This window comes from Streptosporangium nanhuense, assembly GCF_059358815.1.
Genome location: NZ_JCADBG010000022.1, coordinates 54,691 through 73,986 on the forward strand (window position 1 = coordinate 54,691; position 19,296 = coordinate 73,986).

The 19,296-nt window shown below is 73.0% G+C and carries 14 protein-coding genes; 11 read left to right on the plus strand and 3 right to left on the minus strand.

The annotated features are described in order from the left end of the window. The first annotated feature begins 157 nt into the window (after nucleotides 1–157). Genes dnaK through clpB form a run of 5 tightly spaced genes read left to right on the plus strand, consistent with a single transcriptional unit; the run spans nucleotide 158 to nucleotide 6,962 of the window. Nucleotides 158–2,077, plus strand: coding sequence for a molecular chaperone DnaK (dnaK, locus tag AC5L38_RS33760; protein WP_495246850.1), 1,920 nt, complete (start codon nucleotides 158–160; stop codon nucleotides 2,075–2,077). Next, nucleotides 2,070–2,930 carry a nucleotide exchange factor GrpE gene (locus AC5L38_RS33765; RefSeq protein WP_495246851.1) on the plus strand — a complete coding sequence of 287 codons (861 nt, stop codon included), beginning with the start codon at nucleotides 2,070–2,072 and terminating at the stop codon, nucleotides 2,928–2,930. The genes dnaK and AC5L38_RS33765 overlap by 8 nt, the downstream gene beginning before the upstream one ends. Beyond that, entirely contained in the window at nucleotides 2,930–3,859 is a 930-nt protein-coding gene (locus tag AC5L38_RS33770; RefSeq protein ID WP_495246852.1) for a DnaJ C-terminal domain-containing protein, read from the plus strand. Before AC5L38_RS33765 ends, AC5L38_RS33770 begins: the two co-directional genes overlap by 1 nt. After that, nucleotides 3,859–4,365 carry a chaperone modulator CbpM gene (locus AC5L38_RS33775; RefSeq protein ID WP_495246853.1) on the plus strand — a complete coding sequence of 169 codons (507 nt, stop codon included), beginning with the start codon at nucleotides 3,859–3,861 and terminating at the stop codon, nucleotides 4,363–4,365. Before AC5L38_RS33770 ends, AC5L38_RS33775 begins: the two co-directional genes overlap by 1 nt. Further along, nucleotides 4,362–6,962, plus strand: a complete 2,601-nt coding sequence (gene clpB, locus AC5L38_RS33780) for an ATP-dependent chaperone ClpB (RefSeq protein ID WP_495246854.1) — start codon at nucleotides 4,362–4,364, stop codon at nucleotides 6,960–6,962. The genes AC5L38_RS33775 and clpB overlap by 4 nt, the downstream gene beginning before the upstream one ends. A gap of 191 nt (nucleotides 6,963–7,153) precedes the next feature. Here the strand turns inward: clpB and AC5L38_RS33785 are convergent, their stop codons facing one another. Together AC5L38_RS33785 and AC5L38_RS33790 are read right to left on the minus strand one after the other, a co-directional pair. Continuing rightward, on the minus strand, nucleotides 7,154–9,496 hold the full coding sequence (locus AC5L38_RS33785; RefSeq protein ID WP_495246855.1) for an AAA family ATPase: 2,343 nt from the start codon (nucleotides 9,494–9,496) through the stop codon (nucleotides 7,154–7,156). 272 nt (nucleotides 9,497–9,768) lie between these two features. After that, nucleotides 9,769–10,509 (minus strand): GntR family transcriptional regulator, encoded by a 741-nt coding sequence (locus tag AC5L38_RS33790; protein ID WP_495246856.1) that lies wholly within the window; start codon nucleotides 10,507–10,509, stop codon nucleotides 9,769–9,771. A 253-nt stretch (nucleotides 10,510–10,762) separates the two neighbouring features. Here AC5L38_RS33790 and AC5L38_RS33795 point away from each other — a divergent pair, with 253 nt between their 5' ends. From AC5L38_RS33795 to AC5L38_RS33805, 3 genes are all read left to right on the plus strand, one after another. Further along, nucleotides 10,763–11,566 (plus strand): inositol monophosphatase family protein, encoded by an 804-nt coding sequence (locus tag AC5L38_RS33795; protein WP_495246857.1) that lies wholly within the window; start codon nucleotides 10,763–10,765, stop codon nucleotides 11,564–11,566. Between the two features lie 280 nt (nucleotides 11,567–11,846). Then, a complete protein-coding gene (locus AC5L38_RS33800; protein WP_495246858.1) occupies nucleotides 11,847–13,169 on the plus strand; it encodes a lanthionine synthetase LanC family protein in 1,323 nt (440 codons plus the stop codon). 451 nt (nucleotides 13,170–13,620) lie between these two features. Further along, on the plus strand, nucleotides 13,621–14,511 hold the full coding sequence (locus AC5L38_RS33805; protein WP_495246859.1) for a hypothetical protein: 891 nt from the start codon (nucleotides 13,621–13,623) through the stop codon (nucleotides 14,509–14,511). Nucleotides 14,512–14,688: 177 nt separating this feature from the next. On the opposite strand, the gene AC5L38_RS33810 is transcribed toward AC5L38_RS33805, so the two are convergent. Then, nucleotides 14,689–15,675: a sulfotransferase family protein gene (locus AC5L38_RS33810; protein ID WP_495246860.1), complete on the minus strand. Its 987-nt coding sequence runs from the start codon at nucleotides 15,673–15,675 to the stop codon at nucleotides 14,689–14,691. Nucleotides 15,676–16,316: 641 nt separating this feature from the next. Between AC5L38_RS33810 and AC5L38_RS33815 the strand changes: the two genes are divergently transcribed. The 3 genes from AC5L38_RS33815 to AC5L38_RS33825 all read left to right on the plus strand — a co-directional run bounded on the left by AC5L38_RS33815 (nucleotide 16,317) and on the right by AC5L38_RS33825 (nucleotide 19,269). Further along, on the plus strand, nucleotides 16,317–17,312 hold the full coding sequence (locus tag AC5L38_RS33815; RefSeq protein WP_495246861.1) for a sugar ABC transporter substrate-binding protein: 996 nt from the start codon (nucleotides 16,317–16,319) through the stop codon (nucleotides 17,310–17,312). Continuing rightward, on the plus strand, nucleotides 17,309–18,337 hold the full coding sequence (locus AC5L38_RS33820) for an ABC transporter permease (RefSeq protein ID WP_495246862.1): 1,029 nt from the start codon (nucleotides 17,309–17,311) through the stop codon (nucleotides 18,335–18,337). Before AC5L38_RS33815 ends, AC5L38_RS33820 begins: the two co-directional genes overlap by 4 nt. A gap of 131 nt (nucleotides 18,338–18,468) precedes the next feature. Further along, complete coding sequence (locus tag AC5L38_RS33825; protein ID WP_495246953.1) at nucleotides 18,469–19,269, plus strand: ATP-binding cassette domain-containing protein; 801 nt, start codon at nucleotides 18,469–18,471, stop codon at nucleotides 19,267–19,269. Nucleotides 19,270–19,296: the final 27 nt, after the last annotated feature.

The window sequence follows — 19,296 nt, forward strand, 5'->3', positions numbered from 1 at the left end:
CCGAGCCGCTGTCCGCTGTCCGGGGTCCGCCGCCGGGCCGCCCGTCCGGGCGGTCCACGATGTCCGGGAACGCCGGGACGTCGCGGGCGGGCGGGGCGGCGGTGCCGTCCTGTGGGTGCCGGGGCCACAGCGCACAGACAGCGCATAGGAGGACAGCATGCCTAAGACAGTCGGAATCGACCTAGGTACCACCAACTCGGTGATCGCCACGATGGAGGGCGACAAGCCCACGGTGATCCCCAACGCGGAGGGGGCGCGGACGACACCCTCGGTGGTGGCGTTCACCGACAACGGCGAGCGTCTGGTCGGCCAGCTGGCCCGCCGCCAGGCGATCCTGAACCCCAAGGGGACGATCTACTCGGCCAAGCGCTTCATCGGCCGCCGCTACGACGAGGTCGCCAGCGAGCTGACCGCCGTGTCGTTCGACGTCGTCCCCGGCCCCGACGGCGCCGTCCGCTTCAAGATCAACGAGAAGTTGTACGCGCCCGAGGAGATCGCCGCGGCCGTCCTGCGCAAGCTCGTGGACGACGCCTCGAAGTTCCTGGGGGAGAAGGTCACCGAGGCGGTCATCACCGTGCCCGCGTACTTCAACGACTCCCAGCGCCAGGCCACCAAGGACGCCGGGAAGATCGCCGGTCTGGAAGTCCTGCGGATCGTCAACGAGCCGACCGCGGCGGCCCTCGCCTACGGGCTCGACCGCCAGGAGAGCGAGACCGTGCTCGTCTTCGACCTGGGCGGCGGCACCTTCGACGTCAGCGTCCTCGCCATCGGGGACGGCGTCGTGGAGGTACGGGCGACCGCGGGCGACTCCCACCTGGGCGGCGACGACTTCGACCGGCGCGTCGTCGACTACCTCGCCGACGAGTTCCAGCGGGACAACGGCATCGACCTGCGCGGGGACCCGCAGGCCCTGCAGCGGCTGTTCGAGGCCGCGGAGAAGGCCAAGGTCGAGCTGTCGGCGGTCACCCAGACGCAGATCAGCCTGCCCTTCATCACCGCGGACGCCTCGGGCCCCAAGCACCTGAACACCACGCTCAGGCGCTCGACCTTCGAGGAGATCACCGCCGACCTGCTCGAACGGTGCCAGGGTCCTGTCCAGCAGGCCATGGCCGACGCCAAGCTCACCGCCGACGACATCGACGAGGTGATCCTGGTGGGCGGCTCGACCAGGATGCCCGCCGTGCAGAACCTGGTACGCCGCATGACGGGCGGCAAGGAACCGAACATGACGGTCAACCCGGACGAGGTCGTGGCGCTGGGCGCCGCGGTCCAGGCCGCCGTCATCAAGGGCGAGCTGAAGGACGTCGTGCTGCTCGACGTGACCCCGCTCTCCCTCGGCATCGAGACGCTCGGCGGGGTGATGACGAAGGTCATCGAGCGGAACACGACCATCCCGGCCCGCCGTTCCGAGACGTTCAGCACCGCAGAGGACAACCAGAGCGCCGTGGACGTCGTCGTGCTGCAGGGCGAGCGCGAGCGCGCCGCCGACAACCGCCCCCTGGGCCGGTTCCGGCTGGAGAACATCCGGCCGGCGCCCCGTGGCGTGCCGCAGGTCGACGTGACCTTCGACGTCGACGCCAACGGGATCCTGAACGTCTCGGCCAAGGACAAGGACACCGGCGCCGAGCAGCGCATCACGATCAGCGAGAGCTCGAACCTGGACACGAGCGAGGTCGAGCGGATGGTCGCCGACTCCGAGCGGCACCGCGAGGAGGACCAGCGGATGCGGCAGGTGGTGGACGCGCGCAACGAGCTCGACAGCGCCGCCTACCAGGTGGAGCACCGCCTGGCGGAGCTGGGCGACTCGGTGCCCGTCCACGAGAGGGCGCGGGCCGACATGCTGGCGCACGACGCCCGCGACGCGATCAAGCAGGAGGCCCCGCTCGACCGGGTGCGCTCGCTCACCGCCGAGCTCCAGCAGGTCTACCACAGCCTCGGCGCGGCGGGCTCCGGCGCTCCCGGTGCCGGTGCCGGTGCCGGGGCTGGGGCTGGGGCCGCGGGCGGTCCGGGAGCGGCCGGTTCCCCGGGCGGCCGGGACGACGACGTCATCGACGCGGAGTTCACGACCGATGAGTGAGACACCCGGGCGTGGCCGGCACGTCCCGCGCCCTGACGGGGATCCCCGCGGCGGGTACGACCCGCCCGGCCGGGAGCCGTACGACCGGGAGCCTTACGACCGGGAGCAGGGCGATGGCCAGGAGTACCGCCAGGGCCGGAATCAGGGCCAGAAGCAGGACTGGGAGCGGGACGCCGGCGGGGAGGCGCGAGCCCAAGACCGGCAGCCCCCTGACCAGCCCCCTGACCGGTACGGAGCCCAGGAACCGCAGGGTTCCGAGAGCTCTCGGAACCCTGCGGGACCTCAGGGGGCCGAGACCCGGCGCGGTGGCCAGGAGGCGTCCGACCAGGAGACGCGCGCTCAAGGGACGCACGGCCAGGAGACGCACGGCCAGGAGGGGCGACCGGGTGCCTCGGACGGTCTCCAGGAGCGCGTCCAGGAGCTGCAGGACCAGGTGGCCGATCTCCAGGACCGCTGGCGGCGCGCTCTCGCCGACCTCGACAACCTGCGCAAGCGCGTCGGCAGGGACGCCGAGCGGACGCGGTCGGAGGAGCGGGCGCGGGCCGCCGGTGAGTGGCTGCCCGTACTGGACAACCTGGACCGCGCGCTGGAGCACGCCGAGACCGATCCCGGCTCCATCGTCAACGGGATGCGGGCGATCCGCGACCAGGCGCAGGAGGTGCTGTCCCGTCTCGGGTACACGCGCCGCGACGACGCGGGGGCCGTGTTCGACCCGGCCAGGCACGAGGCGGTGGGCGTGCTCTCCCAGGAGGGCGTTCCCGACGGCACGGTCCTGCAGGTGGTGCGCCCCGGCTACGGGGACGGCGAACGGCAGCTGCGGCCCGCGCTGGTCGTGGTGGCCAAGGGGGCATGATGCCCCCCGACCGGGACTTCTACGAGATCCTCGGCGTACGGCGGGGGGCGAGCCAGGAGGACATCCAGCGCGCCTACCGCAAGCTGGCGCGGGCCAACCACCCCGACGTCAACAAGGACCCGTCCGCCGAGGACCGCTTCAAGGAGGTCTCCGAGGCCTACAGCGTGCTGTCCGACCCCGAGACCCGGCGTCGCTACGACGCGTTCGGGCCGGACTTCCGCCAGGTGCCCGACGACGTGGACCCGGAGACGTGGGCGCGCGCCAGGAACCGCGGGGCGGGCCGGGCCGGTGCCCGGGGCGGGGGAGCGGGTTTCGGCGGCTTCCAGGAGGGGGTCGACCTCGACGACCTCTTCGAAGGGCTGTTCTCCGGCAGGAGGGGCCGGTCCGGCGCGAGCTGGGGGCCGATTCCCGGCGCCGACCAGGAGGCCGAGATCGTCCTGACCGCCGAGGAGGCCTACCGGGGCGGGTCTCGTTCCATCACCGTCGGTTCGCGCGGGCTGCGGGTCGACATCCCGCCGGGCGTCACCGACGGGCAGCGCATCAGGCTGGCCGGGCAGGGCGGCCGGGGTGGCGACGGGGCGGCGGCGGGCGATCTCTACCTGATCGTCAGGATCGCCCCGCACCCCCGCTACCGGATCGAGGGGCGCGACATCCACGTCCTGCTCCCGGTCACCCCGTGGGAGGCGGCGCTCGGCGCCTCCGTCGTGGTCGACACCCCCGGGGGCGACGCCAAGGTCAAGGTGCCGCCGGGAACGTCCAGCGGCAGGCGGCTGCGGCTGCGCGGCCGGGGGATGCCCAGCCGCGGAGACAAGCCCGGTGACCTGTACGCCGAGGTGCGGATCATGGTCCCGGACCATCTGTCGGAGGAGGAGCGGCGGCTGTTCGAGCAGCTCGCCGAGGTCTCCTCGTTCGACCCGAGGAGGCGGTGATGAACCACTCGTTCCCGGAACGCGGGACGCCCGGCCCGGGCCCGCGTCCCACCCGCCCACGGACGGACACGGCGGACGGGGAGCGCGCCGGGCCCGCCCCGCCCGCCCCGGACAAGGGCGCGGCCCTCCACGCGCGAGAGGCCCGGCGGGAGACCCCGGGGGGAGCCCCGCGGGCGACCTCGCGGGAGACGGTCAGGACCTATCAGCTGATCAGGCCCGAGCGCCTGGATCTGGAGGCGTTCGCCAGGGAGACGGGTACCCATCCCGAGCTGGTGCGGCGCCTCGTCGCGCTGGGGGTGCTCGACGCGTGGGCCGACGCCGCCGGGCGCCTGTGGTTCCCGCCCTCCCAGCTGCTCACCATGGCGCGGATCCGGCGGCTGCGGGCCGGGTTCTCGATCAACTACGCGGCGCTCGGCCTCGTACTGGACCTGCTGGACCGCATCGCCGACCTGGAGGCCGCCCAGCGCGGTCGTTCCCGACCCACCGGAGGCCCGCCGTGGACATGAACCAGCTGACGCAGAAGTCGCAGGAGGCGCTGCACGACGCGCAGACCAAGGCCCTGCGCTTCGGGCACACCGAGGTGGACGGCGAGCACCTGCTGCTGGCGCTGCTCGACCAGCCGGAGGGGCTGACACCCCGCCTGCTCTCGTACGCGAACGTCGACACCGACCGGCTCAGGAGCGACCTGGAGGCCGAACTGGGCCGCCGCCCGCGGGTGAGCGGCCCCGGCGCCGAGCCCGGCCAGGTATACGTGACGCAGCGGCTCTCGCGCCTGCTGGAGACGGCCAAGCGGGAGGCCGACCGGCTGAAGGACGAGTACGTGTCGGTGGAGCACCTGCTCATCGCCCTGATCGAGGAGGGCAGCGCGACCTCCGCCGGGCGGCTGCTGCACGAGCAGGGGCTGACCAGGGACGGCTTCCTCAAGGCGCTCACCGCGATCCGCGGCAACCAGCGGGTGACGTCGGCGATGCCCGAGGTGGCGTACGAGGCGCTGGAGAAGTACGGGCGCGACCTGGTGGCGGACGCCGTGTCGGGCAAGCTCGACCCGGTCGTCGGGCGCGACGCCGAGATCCGCCGCGTCATCCAGATCCTGTCCCGCAAGACCAAGAACAACCCGGTCCTCGTCGGCGACCCCGGCGTGGGCAAGACCGCCATCGTGGAGGGGCTCGCCCTGCGGATCAGCCACGGGGACGTGCCGGAGGGGCTCAAGGGCAGGACGGTCTTCAGCCTCGACATGGGCTCGCTGGTGGCCGGGGCCAAGTACCGGGGCGAGTTCGAGGAGCGGCTCAAGGCGGTGCTCAACGAGGTCAAGGCCGCCGAGGGGCGGATCCTGCTCTTCGTCGACGAGATGCACACCGTGGTGGGCGCCGGGGCCGCCGAGGGCGCCATGGACGCGGGCAACATGCTCAAGCCCATGCTGGCCCGGGGCGAGCTGCACATGATCGGGGCGACGACCGTCGTCGAGTACCGCAAGCACGTCGAGAAGGACGCCGCCCTGGAGCGCCGGTTCCAGCCGGTGATGGTCGACGAGCCGTCGGTCGAGGACGCCGTGTCCATCCTGCGCGGCCTGCGCGAGCGCCTGGAGATCTTCCACGGGGTGAAGATCCAGGACAGCGCGCTGGTGGCGGCCGTCGTGCTGAGCCACCGCTACATCTCCGACCGCTTCCTGCCGGACAAGGCCATCGACCTGGTGGACGAGGCGTGCGCGATGCTCCGTACGGAGATCGACTCGATGCCCGCCGAGCTCGACGAGCTCACCCGCAGGGTGATGCGCCTGGAGATCGAGGAGGCCGCGCTCGCCAAGGAGGAGGACTCCGCGAGCGGGGCCCGGCTGGAGGAGCTGCGCAGGGAGCTCGCCGACCTGCACGCCGAGGCCGACGCCATGCGGGCGCAGTGGGAGGCCGAGCGGCACGCCCTGCGCGCCGTCCAGGCCCTGCGCGCGGAGATGGAGCAGGTACGCGCGGAGGCCGAGCGGGCCGAGCGCGACTACGACCTCAACCGCGCCGCGGAGCTGCGGCACGGCAGGCTGCCGGAGCTGCTGCGGCGGCTGGAGTCCGAGGAGGAGCGGCTGTCGGCCAAGCAGGGGACGTCGCGCCTGCTGCGCGAGGTCGTCACCGACGAGGAGATCTCGATGATCGTCTCCCGGTGGACGGGCATCCCGGTGAGCCGCCTGCGCGAGGGCGAGCGCGAGAAGCTCCTGCGGCTCGACCAGATCCTGCACGAGCGGGTGATCGGCCAGGACGAGGCGGTACGGCTGGTGGCCGACGCCGTCATCCGGGCCCGCTCCGGCATCAAGGACCCGCGCCGCCCGATCGGGTCGTTCGTCTTCCTGGGGCCCACGGGCGTCGGCAAGACGGAGCTGGCCAAGGCGCTCGCGGAGGCGCTCTTCGACACCGAGGACAACATGATCCGCATCGACATGAGCGAGTACCAGGAGCGGCACACGGTGAGCCGCCTCGTCGGCGCGCCCCCCGGCTACGTCGGGTACGAGGAGGGCGGCCAGCTGACCGAGGCCGTGCGGCGCAAGCCGTACTCCGTGGTGCTCTTCGACGAGGTGGAGAAGGCGCACGCCGACGTCTTCAACACGCTGCTGCAGGTGCTCGACGACGGTCGGCTGACCGACGCGCAGGGCAGGACCGTCGACTTCCGCAACACCGTCCTGATCATGACCTCCAACCTCGGGTCGGTGTACCTCCTCGACGGCGTCACGTCGAGCGGGGAGATCGAGCCCGAGGCGCAGCAGCGGGTGATGGCCGAACTGCGCTCGCACTTCCGTCCCGAGTTCCTCAACCGCGTCGACGACATCGTGATCTTCAAGCCGCTCACCCCCGAGGAGATCGAGCGCATCGTCGGCCTGATGTTCGTCGAGCTGCGGACCCGCCTGGAGCAGCGGGGCATCCGGCTGGAGGTCACCGAGGCGGCGCTGCGGCACATCGCCGAGCGGGGCTACGACCCCGTGTACGGGGCCCGGCCGCTGCGCCGGTTCATCGCCAGGGAGGTCGAGACGCGCATCGGCCGCGCGCTCCTGTCGGGGGAGGCCGAGGAGGGAGCCGTGGTCCGGGTGGACCTCACCGGGGACGAGCTCGTCGTCACCTACGGATGAGCCGTTGTTCGTGGACAGGGTGCCACCTGCGGATGAGCCGCCACCCGCGGACAGGGCGCCACTTGTGGACAGGGCGCCACCCGCGGACGAGCCATCGCCCGCGGACAGGGCGCCCCGGCCGGTCCGCGGGCATGTACCCGGCGGCCCCCGGCGCCCGTCCCGGTTCTCCCGGTTGTCCCGGAGGTCCGGTCTCACCGGAGGTGTGGGCGGCCCCTGCCGTCGTTCTCCTCCGCCGCCAGCCTGGCCAGCTCGACCCGCGAGTGGATGCCCAGCTTGCGGAAGACCTGCCGCAGGTGGAAGGCGACGGTGTGCTCGCTGATGAACATCTGCTCGGCGGCGTGCCGGTTCGTCAGCCCCCTGGAGACCAGGTCGCAGACGGCCTGCTCGGTGCCGGTCAGGCTGGCCCACCCCGACACGGGATGGTCGGTCCTGGCCCAGTGGCGGCACCGCTCGCCCAAGAGCCGCAGCCTGCCCCGTACCCGCGCCGCGTCCCGGGTGGCCTCCACGGCCCCGTAGCAGGCCAGCGCCGTCTTCAGGCTCTCCACGGCCAGGTCCCTGCGGCCGCCGTCCGCGCCGAGCAGCACGCCCAGATCCTCCGCGGCCGACGCCCTGGCCCAGGGGTCGGCGTGCCCGGCCACCGCGCGGCCCATCGCCTCGGGGTCGCCCTCCAGCAGGCCCCGCGCGTGGTCGGCGGACGCCGACGGGCCGGACAGGGCCGGGTTGCGCCGGGCGACGTCCTCGGCCGCGCCGATCACGGCGTCGGCCCTGTGCCGGTCCCTCGCCGCCATCGCCATCCGTACCAGCCACGCCGCGGCGGTGGGCTCGCAGGCCAGTGCCCCGAGATGGCGGGGCAGCGCGTCGCAGATCCCGTCGAGCGAGCTCATGCCGCCCGCCGCGCCGTCGCGCGCCTCCCTGATCCGCCCGGCCACCAGTTCCGACCGCAGCCACGCGGGGGGCGGTACGCCGGGCGCCGACCTGACCGGGTCCCTCTCCATGTACCCGACGGCCCCCGGCAGGTCGCCCGAGCGCAGCGACGCGGTACCGAGCACCGACAGGGCCGAGGAGGCCAGGAGCGGGGCGTCCAGGGTCCCGGCGGCGGTCAGGCCCGCCTCCCCGTGCTCGATCGCGCCGCCGAGCCGGCCCGCCGCCAGGTCCAGCCGGGCGCGCAGGACGGGGATCTCGGCGGCCCATCCGGGCTCACCCCCGGCGCCGGCCTCCTCGGCGGCGCTCTCCGTCGCCGGTTCCGCCTCGTCCAGCAGCCGCAGGTCGATCAGCATCGAGGCCAGCACCGCCCTCGGCTGCCGTCGCAGGCCGCGGGCCGGTCGCCGTCCTCGTGCCACGGCCTCGCGCGCCAGGTCCAGTCCCCGCGAGAGCCCGCCCTCGTCCCACGCGAGCAGGGCCAGGTCCACGAGCCTGCCTGCCTCGCCGTCGCCGCTCCTGGAGGCGATGGGCCGCCGGGCTCCGGAGGCGCGCTCGACCTGCTCCCGCAGCGCCCGCCGCACCGGTGACGGCACCCCCTCGACGATCGACCGCCACACCAGCTCGTGCCGGAACGCCAGCTCGTCGTGGGTGGTCACGAGCACCCCGGCCGCCAGCGCCTCCTCCAGCGGGGGAAGCAGCGCGGCCGGGGTCTCGCCGAGCATCTCGGCCACGTACGCAGGCGTGAACGAGCGTCCCAGCACCGCGACGGCCTCCAGCAGGTAACGGGTCCTGACGCCGAGCTCGTCCAGGCGCCGCCGGACGGCGGTGTGCAGGCGCGAGGGCAGCACCGGCGGCACCGGCGGCACCGCCCCGGCGGGTGTGGTCCCGGCCGGCCGGGCGACGCCGTCCTCGACCAGGACGGCGTCCTCCTCGCGCAGCCCGGTGAGAAGCTCGGCGAGCAGGAGCGGGTTACCCCCGGCCTGGGCGGCCAGCGCCGCCAGCTCCCCCCCGGGGACCGCGCCCAGGATGTCGGCGGAGATCTCGGTCACCGCCCCCTCGTCGAGGGGGCCCAGCGTGATCCGGGCGGCCCCCTCCTGCTCCAGCAGGTCGAACAGCCGCCCCGCCTCGCCGGGGGCCGGGGTGTCGCGGCGGGCCAGCAGCCACGCCACGGGGTACGAGGCCAGTCGCGAGGGCATCGTCCGCAGGGCCATGACGGTGGCGGGGTCGGCCCACTGGAGATCGTCCAGTGCCACCAGCAGCGGCCCCGAGGCCAGCCTTCCCTCCAGCGAGGTCCTGACCTGCTCGGCCAGCCACAGCAGCAGTCCCGGCCCGTCGGAGAAGGTGCTCCTGGTCATGGGAATCGGAAGCGTCGGCGAGTCCTCCAGCGCGGTCAGCAGCGGCCCCAGCGGGGTCAGCCGTCCCAGCTCGTCGGCCCGCCCGCTCGCCACCGCCGTCCCCCGCGCGGTCGCGGCGCTCGCGGCCTCGGCGAGCAGCAGGGACTTCCCCGTCCCGGGTTCGCCCTCGACGAGCACGACGTTCCCGGTCGCGGACGTGACGTCTCCCAGCAGGGCGAGGACCGCCGCCCACTCATCTTTCCGGCCGCGCATAGTCATGTCTTGGATCTGAGGTCATATGGCGGGCTTCCTGAGGAGTGATTACGCATATGACATCCCCAGGGGACGAATCATCACGCGTCGGGCACCGCCGCGCACCGGTGGTTTGGGACAGATTTGACCTCAAGGCCCCCGCCCGGCCGGTACCCCGTCGGTGCACGACGAGCGTGATCCTCGGCCAGGTCCGCGCCGGATCGGGTGTGATTCTCCCGCCCGGTCGGTGCCCGCCCAGTGCGTGCCCGGTGCCCGGCCGGTGCGTGCCCGGTGCCCGGTCAGCGCTCGATGAGCGTGACCTCCAGGGAGTAGTGCGAGGCGCGGTAGACGTGGGAGCCGTGCTCGACGGCCCTGCCCTGGTCGTCGTAAGTAGTGCGGACCATCGTGAGCAGCGGCGCCCCGCGCCGCTCGCCGAGCAGCCTGGCCTCGGCCGTCGTGGCCGCCCGCGCCCCCATGCGCTGGTTCGCCACGCGCATCCGCACCCCCGCGGCGCGGAGCGTCTCGTACAGCCCGCGCTCCTGGAGGCCCTCGGCGGTCAGCGGGGCGAGACCGGAGGGCAGCCAGTTGTGCAGCAGGGCCAGCGGCTCCCCGGCGGCGTAGCGGATCCGCTCCAGGCGGAGCATCTCGGTGCCGGGCGCGACCCCGAGGATCGCGGCGACCGCCTCCTCCACCGGGGCCGGTCCCAGGGCCAGCACCCTGGTGGCCGGTTCCTGACCGGCCCTGCGAAGGTCGTCGTAGAGGCTGGTCAGCTCGACGGAACGCTTGACCTGGCCGTGCACCACCTGGGTGCCGACGCCACGCTTGCGCACCAGCAGGCCCTTGTCGACCAGATACTGGATCGCCTGGCGGACGGTCGGCCGCGACAGGCCCAGCCGGTCGGCGAGCAGGATCTCGTTGTCGAGCCGCGACCCGGGGGGCAGGTCGCCGCGGCGGATGGCCTCGGAGATCTGCTCGGCCACCTGGAAGTAGAGCGGGACCGGGCTGGACCGGTCGAGATCGATGGCGAGCTGCGTCGTCATTCGCCCTCCCGGTTGACACGCCGCGCCGTCAGGCTAGCGGACATCAGAATGTCTTGACAAAAACCGGCCAGGGCCGGTGGGAGGTGCCGGCCGGGCGCGTGCGGGGCCGGTGTCCTCGTACAGGATGGAAGGCGGTTCACGTCACCGAGCCCACGTCACCGGACCCGCGTCGCCGAGCCCGTGCCACGGGGTCCGCACCGCCGGGCCTGTGCCGCCGGGCTCGCGCCACGGGGTTCGAGTCAATGGAGGAAGCATGGATCAGGGCACCGCAGCAGAGCTCTCCGCCGTCGCGGTCGAGGCCGCCCGCGCGGTGGGGGACCGGCTCCGCGGGGCGTTCAGGTCGCGTCCGGCGGTCGAGACCAAGAGCGACTTCCACGATCCGGTGACCGAGCACGACCGCGCCGCGGAGGAGACCATCCGGGAGGTCATCGGCAGGCGTGTCCCGGGCAGCACGATCATCGGCGAGGAGGGCGGCAGCAGGGGCTCCGGCGAGATCCGCTGGTACGTCGACCCGATCGACGGGACCGCGAACTTCGCCTCCGGGCTGCCGTTCTTCTGCGTGTCGATCGCCGCCGCCGTCGGGGACGAGGTGGTCGCCGGGGTGGTGTACGACCCGGTGCGCGACGACGAGTTCCGGGCCGACCTGGACGGGGCCTGGTGCAACGGCGTGCCGCTGCGCAGTTCCGGCGCCGCGCGCGACCGGGAGGGGGTGCTGCTGACCAGCTATCCCACCCCCCGGGACCTGGCCGAGGGCGGGGAGGAGGCGCTGCGCGGGTTCGGCGGGATGGTGGAGGCGTTCGCCTCCACGCGCCGTCCCGGCAGCACCGCGCTCAAGCTGGCGCACGTCGCGGGAGGGTGGGCGGACGTCGCCTACGGCAGCAGGGTCAGCCCGTGGGACATGGCGGCCGGGTCGCTGCTGATCCGCCAGGCGGGAGGCGTCTTCATCCCGCTGAACGGGTCGATCTTCGAGCCGGGCGGGTACCTCGCCCATGTCGGGGGCTTCGACCTGGCGGGGTCGGTCATGAGCGACCTGCTCCTCCGCGACCGCCCGGCCTGAGCGCCGGTGAGCCGAGGGGAGGCGCGGATGACCCCCGCGGGATCGCATGACCGGGCGGAGCGCGAATGACTCCCGCGGGATCGCATGACCGGGCGGAGGCGCGGATGGCTCCGGCGGGATCGCATGACCGGGCGGAGGCGCGGATGGCTCCGGCGGGATCACGTGACTCCGTGTGGAAGACTCTCGCATGGGCAGGCCCAGCGTGTCGGCCACCGCATTACCTATTGATCCTGTAGGAAATACAGGTAAAATGATTGTCTCGCCGTACGAAGGAGCCGCCATGAGCCTGGAGCCGGAGGCCGAGAGCCCGCTGGCCGCCGCTGTCGGGGCCGCGCGCTGGATCCGTTCGGCGGCGGTGGACGACGAGCGCGGGCGCCACTGGCGGGCCAACCCCGACCCCCGGGGCCGGGCCGCGATGCCCGACCACCCCCTGTCGCTGTACTCGGGGGCGGCCGGGATCATCCTGTTCTTCCTGGAGCTCGCCGCCGCCACCGGCGACGACGGCTATCTGGACGACGCCAGGGCCGGGGCCCGCTACCTCGGCGCCACCTGGCGGGAGCAGGCCGACCTCTCCCTCCACCACGGCCTGGCCGGGGTGATGTTCGCCCTGTCCGAGGCCGGGTGGGCCACCGGCGAGGGGGACTTCGAGGTCGAGGCCGCCGCCGTCGCCGACCGCATCGTGCGCAGCGCCCGCCCCATCGACGGCGGGCTGGGCTGGACCGGCGACCCCGCGCAGCGGGGCGACGGCGGGATCATCCTCGGCCTGCTGCACGCCGCGGGCATCCTGGGGGTGCCCGCCTACCAGGAGGCCGCCGTCGAGGCCGGCGCCCGCATCGCCACCCTCGTCGTCCCGGGCCACCGCTTCGGCGAGGGCGCCTGCGCGGACCTGCCGCTGGACGCGGTCACCCCGGGCTTCCTGTCGGGAACCGCCGGGACCGCCTTCCTGCTCGCCCGCCTGTACGGCGTGACCGGCGAGAGCCACTTCCTCGCCGCCTCCCGCAGGGGAGCCGACTTCGTCCGCGCGGTCAGTGCCGTGACCGAGCGGTGCGCGCTGGTGCCGCACCACATCCCGCAGGGCCGCGACCTGCACTACCTGGGCTTCTGCTCCGGCTCCGCCGGGGTCGCCCGGATGTTCTACGAGCTGCACCGGGTCTCGGGCGACGCCGGGGACCTCGACTGGGCCGAGCGGCTGGCCAGGGGAATCGTCCGCAGCGGCGCCCCCGCCAACCAGAGCGGCGGGTTCTGGAACTCCGCCTGCCAGTGCTGCGGCACCGCCGGCCTGGTGGAGCTGTTCGTCGGGCTCTGGGCGGCGACCGGCCACCGCCGGCACCTGGAGTTCGCCCGCACCCTGGGGGACAACCTGGCCGGCCGGGCCACCGCCCACGACGGCCGGGGGACCCGCTGGTACCAGGCCTACCGGAGGCTGCGCCCCTGGGAGGTCACCGCCGACACCGGCTACATGGTCGGCGCGGCGGGGGTCGGGGCCGCTCTCCTGCACCTGGACGCCACCGCCCGCCCGCAGGAGGCCCGGCGGCTCGTCCTGCCCCCTGACAACCCGTTCCCCGCCATCCCGCTGCCGAGTGCGACGCTCCGCCGCTCCTGACGGTCCCGGACGATCGTGAAGGGCACGTCGCCGGTGAGCCGGCCGGTCGTCACCGACGAGTGTGACGGGTGTGGCGCGAGGGCCGCGCGGTCCCGTACGGGAGCGGAACGAGCCGCCGTGATCCGGCGGCGCGGGAGAGCGCGACGCGAGGGCCGCGGAGGCCCGCCGCGCCCGTGCACGTTCCCGCACCGTGTACGGTCGGGCATCGAGGCCTCCATCGGGCCCGGTGCCACGGACACGTCCCCGGCGCCGACCCGGCACCCCGGACCGTGTCACCCCCGGTACGCCCGATCGTGCCGATCCGGTCGTGGAGAGTGGCGGCCACCGGCGCCCCTCGCGCCGGAGAAACCAAGGACGACATGCCCTTTGGCCGTCAAGGGGTGACAAAGCTCGTGATGACGATTGGTGATTCTCCGTGAGTGCTACCCAAGGCTTGCCTAATCTCGGTGTCGTGACAATCGAGGATTTCCTTCCCGACCCCAACCGTTCCACCGTCGCGATCGAACCGGCGCAGCCGGGTGCCGGCCACTGGGCCGGCGCCCCGAGCGCCGTGGCGAGCGACGGCCTGATCTATCTCGCCTACCGGCTGCGCCGCCCCGTCGGCGAGGGCCGGGGCTATGCCGTCGCCGTCGCCCGCTCCACCGACGGCGAGCGGTTCGAGACCCTGCTCACGATCGGCCGTGAGGAGATGGACACCGAGTCGCTGGAGCGGCCCACCCTGGTCCGCACGCCGGAGGGGCGCTGGAGGCTCTACCTCAGCTGCGCCACCTACGACACCAAGCACTGGCGGGTCGAGGTGCTGGAGGCCGACGACCCGTCCGGTTTCCAGGCCTCGCAGCGGCGGGTCGTGCTGCCCGGCGACCCGAAGACCGGCGTCAAGGACCCGGTGATCGTGGTGCGGGAGGGCGTGTGGCACCTGTGGGCCTCCTGCCACCCGCTGGACGAGGCCGACGAGGCCGACCAGATGGTGACCGACTACGCCACCAGCGCCGACGGCATCGAGTGGACCTGGCAGGGCACCGCGCTCAGCGGCCGTCCCGGCGTCTGGGACGCCCGGGGCGCGCGGGTGGCGGCGGTCCGCTTCCTCGACGACAAGGTGGTGGCCTTCTACGACGGCCGGGCCACCGCGTCGGAGAACTACGAGGAGAAGACCGGTGTCGCGGTCGGCGCCGACCCGGCGGAGCTGACCCCGCTCGGCACCGCGCCCGTCGCGGTCTCGCCGTACGCGGGCGGCGGCCTGCGTTACATGGACATCGTGGACCTGCCGGGCGGCGGGCGGCGGTTCTACTACGAGTACACCCGCGCGGACGGGGCGCACGAGCTCCGCACCGAACTGCGCTGATCACGGCCGCCCCGGCGCGTGCGTGTCTCGCGCCGGGGCGGCCGAGGTCCCGGGCTCGTTCGGTCACGCCCGGGACCGGCCTGCTTGGGCCGCCCCGTCCAGGAGCGGCCCCGTCCGTGCCCGGGACCGGCTCGTCCGTGCCCGGGCTCGTTCGGTCGCGCAGGGGATCGTTCGCGGCTAGGCCTGGGGGCGGCCGTTGCGGGCCTGGCGCTGGCCGTCGGGGCGGACGCCCACCAGGCCGCCGGAGCGCTCGCGAGGCAGGAGCCAGTCGCTGAAGTCCTCTCCGGTCATCTTCTGCAGCAGCGCCACGTCCTCGGTGAAGTAGGAGATCAGCTTCTCCCGCTGGTCCCAGGTCAGCGGCTGGCGGGAGCGGGCCTGCTCCTGCAGCCTGCGCTCCAGCGGGTCGGTCAGCGCCACGCTCACCCGCGAGGGCAGGAACCGTCCCACGGACGACCCCACGCGCAGCGCCCGCGACAGCATCCGGTGCCCCCGGGTCGGTTCCGGGTGGGCGGTCACGTTCTCCCGGGGGACCTCGGTGACCACGCCGGCCTCCACCCCGAGGAAGCGGCAGATCCGGTCGAGGGTCTCGGCGGGGCGGTCGACCAGGTCGCGGTAGCGGTAGACGAGCACCTGCTCGCGGGGGAAGAGGGTGAACAGGTGCTGGAGCTGCTCACCGTACTTGCCGAGCCCGCGGTAGTGCCAGAACGGGGCCCAGCCCGCCTTGATCCGCCGCTCCTCCTCGGCGCAGGCCCGCACCACGTCGCCGATCGGTTCGAGCCCGGCCGACCACAGGTGCGTCCAGTTGGAGTGGGCGCGCTCCACCGGGTCGCGCAGCACCACGATGAGCCTGGCGTCGGGGATGGCGGCCTTGATCCGCCGCTGCGCCGCCAGATCGTAGAGATAGAACGGGGTGGACTCGCCGGTGAGCGTTCCCGGCGGTGCCGCGTCGAACAGGGCCTCGTAGTCCTCGCGTCTCCAGACGTGTTCGCGGTAGGTCTGCGCGTCGCCCGGTCCTCCCCTGGTCGGCGGAGGGCCGTCGCTGAGGAAGAACTTCGGCTCCTTCACCGGGGACATGAACAGTCCCGGGTGCCGGGCCAGCGCGGCGTGCAGAGCGGTGGTCCCGGACTTGGGGGCACCGATCGTGAGGAAATTCGGCAGGGGCATCGTTATTACCCTTAATCCCTACTATGATTATTGGTAAATATAGCCCCTTTTCCGGCGAAGGCAAGCGTCGGGCTGTGCGTTCGTCGTGATCCAAAGGGCTTCCCGAGGGCTTCCCGGGTACGGGGATTCCAGTCGTCGGCGCCTATCTCCAGGTCGTGGACGTGAAGGGTGTCGTCCCGTTCAGTGAACGCTGAGTTCTTTTCCTCTATTTCATGGCTGAGGATGAGTTTTGTCGCGTTGCAAATAAATATGATACTCGTGCCGTATTTTGGATGCGGTGCCGCTAGCGGATCTTCCTCCGCGTTCTCCTGTGCCCCGGTGCGGGCGGTTCTCTCCCGCGCCTCTTCCGCGATGCCGTGACGTGCACCGTCGTGCCGTACCGTGCCGCGCCGCGCCGTGAGACGTCCGGGCGGGCGGCGCCGTCGCGGCGGGCCGTACCGTCGCGGCGCGCCGGCGATCGGTGAAAGTTCCAGCGGCGGCGGGCGTGAATGTCATGGTGCGAAGGCGGGCGCGGGCGGGTGTGGAACGTTACCGCGATTGCATAAGTCTTAATGTCACGACAAATCATTGACATGTAGGTAATGCGTTGGTTACAAACCAGGGACGAGGGAGATCCGGCGAGGCGACGCGCGGAGGTACCGATGAAGTGGACGACAGGGCTGGTCGCGGTGGCCGTGCTGGGCCTTTCCGCACTGACCGGCTGTTCGGCGGGGCAGGCCGGAGGGCAGCCCTCGGGAGAGTCCGCCCCCGCGGCCAGCGGGTCCGCCCCGGCGGCCGGTGGCGGCACCTTCGCCGTCGTCACCCACGCGAGCGCGGGGGACGCCTTCTGGGACGTGGTCAAGAACGGAGCCGAGGCGGCCGGAAAACGCTACGGCGTCACCGTGACCTACCAGGGTGACGGCGACCCGGCCAGGCAGTCCCAGCTCATCGACCAGGCCGTCAGCCAGAAGGTCGACGGCCTGGTGGTCTCCCTGGCCAACCCGGACGCCCTGAAGGAGTCCGTCGGCAAGGCCGTGACCGCCGGGATCCCGGTGATCACCATCAACTCCGGCGGCGACGTCTCCCGCGAGTTCGGCGCGGTCACCCACGTCGGCCAGTCGGAGGACGTGGCGGGCCGGGGCGCGGGGGAGAAGCTCAAGGCCGAGGGGGTCACCAAGCTGCTCTGCGTGATCCACGAGGCCGGGAACGTCGGTCTCGACCAGCGCTGCAACGGCGCGACCCAGGGACTGGGCGGCACCGTCGAACGGCTCCAGGTGGACGTGAGCAACCTCGCCGACGCCACCTCCAAGATCAAGGCGAGGCTCCAGTCGGACACCTCGCTCAACGGCGTGCTCACCCTGAACCCCGCGGTGGCCGTCGCCGCCCGCGACGCCATCGCCGACGGCGCCTCGAAGGCGAAACTCGGCACCTTCGACCTGTCGGCCGACGTGGTCGCCGCCATCGAGGACGGCGAGATCCTGTTCGCGGTCGACCAGCAGCAGTACCTTCAGGGCTGGCTGCCGATCACGTTCCTCACCCTCCACAAGGAGAACCTCAACACCGTCGGCGGAGGGCTCCCGGTCAACACCGGCCCCGGCTTCGTCACCAAGGACAACGCCGCGAAGGTGGCGCGGCTGGCCGAGAGCGGAACCCGGTGACGGTGGCGGACGAGCGGCTGGCCGGGACCGGGGCCGCCCGCAGGCTGCTGATCAGGCCGGAACTCGGCGCCGTCGTCGGCGCCCTCGTGATCTTCGCGTTCTTCGCCGGCCAGTCGGAGGTCTTCCGGTCGGTCGAGGGCGTGGCCAACTGGCTGGACCCGGCCTCCACCCTCGGGATCATGGCGGTGGCGATCGCGCTGCTGATGATCGGCGGCGAGTTCGACCTGTCGGCCGGGGTGCTCACCGGCACCGTCGGCCTGGTCACGGTGATCCTCGCCACCCGCTACGACCTGCCGGTGTGGGGCGCCATGCTCGCCGCCCTGGCCGTGGCGCTGCTCGTCGGCTTCCTCAACGGGCTGGTCGTGGTCCGCACCGGGCTGCCCAGCTTCATCGTCACCCTCGCCACCTTCCTGATGCTCCAGGGTGTCAACCTGGGTGTCACCAAGGCCCTCACCGGGACCGTGCAGGTCGGCGGCCTGCGCAGGGCCGAGGGGTACGAGGAGGTGAGGGCCGTGCTGGCCGGGACGATCTCGGTCGGCGGGACCGACTTCCGGGTGGCGATCCTGTGGTGGCTGGCCGTCACCGCGCTGGCCACCTGGGTGCTCACCAGGACCAGGGCCGGAAACTGGATCTTCGCGGTCGGCGGCGACGAGCGGGCCGCCCGCGCGGTCGGGGTTCCCGCCGAACGGACGAAGATCGCGCTTTTCATGACCACCGCCGTCGCCGCCTGGCTGGTCGGCTCGATCATGGCGTTGCGCTTCACCTCGGTGCAGGCGGGCTCCGGCGTCGGCCAGGAGTTCGTCTACATCATCGCGGCGGTCATCGGGGGCTGCCTGCTGACCGGCGGCCACGGCTCCGCGATCGGCGCCTCCGTCGGCGCGGTGATCTTCGGCATGGCGGACAAGGGCATCGTCTTCGCCGGTTGGGACGCCGACTGGTTCACGTTCTTCCTCGGCGCGATGCTGCTGCTGGCCACGCTCGCCAACCGGTTCGTCCGGCGGTACGCGGAGGAGGTGAAGCGGTGACGGGAGACGAGGCCGTGACAGGCCGCGAGGCGGCGACCGGGGACGAGACCCCGACAGGCCACGAGGCGGTGGCGGAGGACGAGACCCCGACAGGCCGCGAGGCGACGGAGGGCGCAGCGGAGGCCCCGCCCCTGCTGGAGGTCCGCGACGTGGGCAAGACGTTCGGCGGCGTGATCGCGCTGCGGGACGTCTCCATGCGGGTGCGCGCGGGGGAGGTGAGCTGCGTCCTCGGCGACAACGGCGCGGGCAAGTCCACGCTGATCAAGATCCTGTCGGGCATGCACGCCCCCGACTCCGGCTCGTACCTGGTGGACGGCGCCCCGGCCGCCTTCGCCAGCCCCCGTGACGCCCTCGACAGGGGCATCGCCACCGTCTACCAGGACCTGGCGATGATCCCGCTGATGTCGGTGTGGCGGAACTTCTTCCTCGGCTCCGAGCCGGTGCTCGGGCGGGGGCCGCTGCGCCGCTTCGACGTGGCGGGAGCGAAGCGGACGGTCCGCGAGGAGCTGCGCTCCATGGGCATCGACATCCGCGACGTCGACCAGCCCGTCGGCACCCTGTCCGGCGGCGAGCGCCAGTCCGTGGCCATCGCCCGCGCGGTCCACTTCGGCGCCCGCGTCCTCATCCTGGACGAGCCGACCTCCGCCCTGGGCGTCAAGCAGGCCGGTGTCGTCCTGCGCTACATCGCCCAGGCGCGCGACCGGGGCCTGGGGGTCGTCTTCATCACCCACAACCCGCACCACGCCCACCCGATCGGCGACCGCTTCCTGCTGCTGAACCGGGGGGCGAGCCTCGGCGAGTACGCCAAGGCGGACATCACCCCCGAGGAGCTCACCTCCCTGATGGCGGGGGGTGCCGAGCTGGAGCAGCTCGCCCACGAGCTGAGCCGGGGCGCCCCGCCGGCCGGACCGGCGGCGCCGCCACCCCCGTGAGCCGGATGAGCCGTTCAGGACCGGCCG

Coding starts and splice junctions, on each gene's coding strand:
- dnaK (WP_495246850.1), top strand. CDS start 158: ATGCCTAAGACAGTCGGAATCGACCTAGGTACCACCAACTCGGTGATC.
- AC5L38_RS33765 (WP_495246851.1), top strand. CDS start 2,070: ATGAGTGAGACACCCGGGCGTGGCCGGCACGTCCCGCGCCCTGACGGG.
- AC5L38_RS33770 (WP_495246852.1), top strand. CDS start 2,930: ATGCCCCCCGACCGGGACTTCTACGAGATCCTCGGCGTACGGCGGGGG.
- AC5L38_RS33775 (WP_495246853.1), top strand. CDS start 3,859: ATGAACCACTCGTTCCCGGAACGCGGGACGCCCGGCCCGGGCCCGCGT.
- clpB (WP_495246854.1), top strand. CDS start 4,362: ATGAACCAGCTGACGCAGAAGTCGCAGGAGGCGCTGCACGACGCGCAG.
- AC5L38_RS33785 (WP_495246855.1), bottom strand. CDS start 9,496: ATGACTATGCGCGGCCGGAAAGATGAGTGGGCGGCGGTCCTCGCCCTG.
- AC5L38_RS33790 (WP_495246856.1), bottom strand. CDS start 10,509: ATGACGACGCAGCTCGCCATCGATCTCGACCGGTCCAGCCCGGTCCCG.
- AC5L38_RS33795 (WP_495246857.1), top strand. CDS start 10,763: ATGGATCAGGGCACCGCAGCAGAGCTCTCCGCCGTCGCGGTCGAGGCC.
- AC5L38_RS33800 (WP_495246858.1), top strand. CDS start 11,847: ATGAGCCTGGAGCCGGAGGCCGAGAGCCCGCTGGCCGCCGCTGTCGGG.
- AC5L38_RS33810 (WP_495246860.1), bottom strand. CDS start 15,675: ATGCCCCTGCCGAATTTCCTCACGATCGGTGCCCCCAAGTCCGGGACC.
- AC5L38_RS33815 (WP_495246861.1), top strand. CDS start 16,317: ATGAAGTGGACGACAGGGCTGGTCGCGGTGGCCGTGCTGGGCCTTTCC.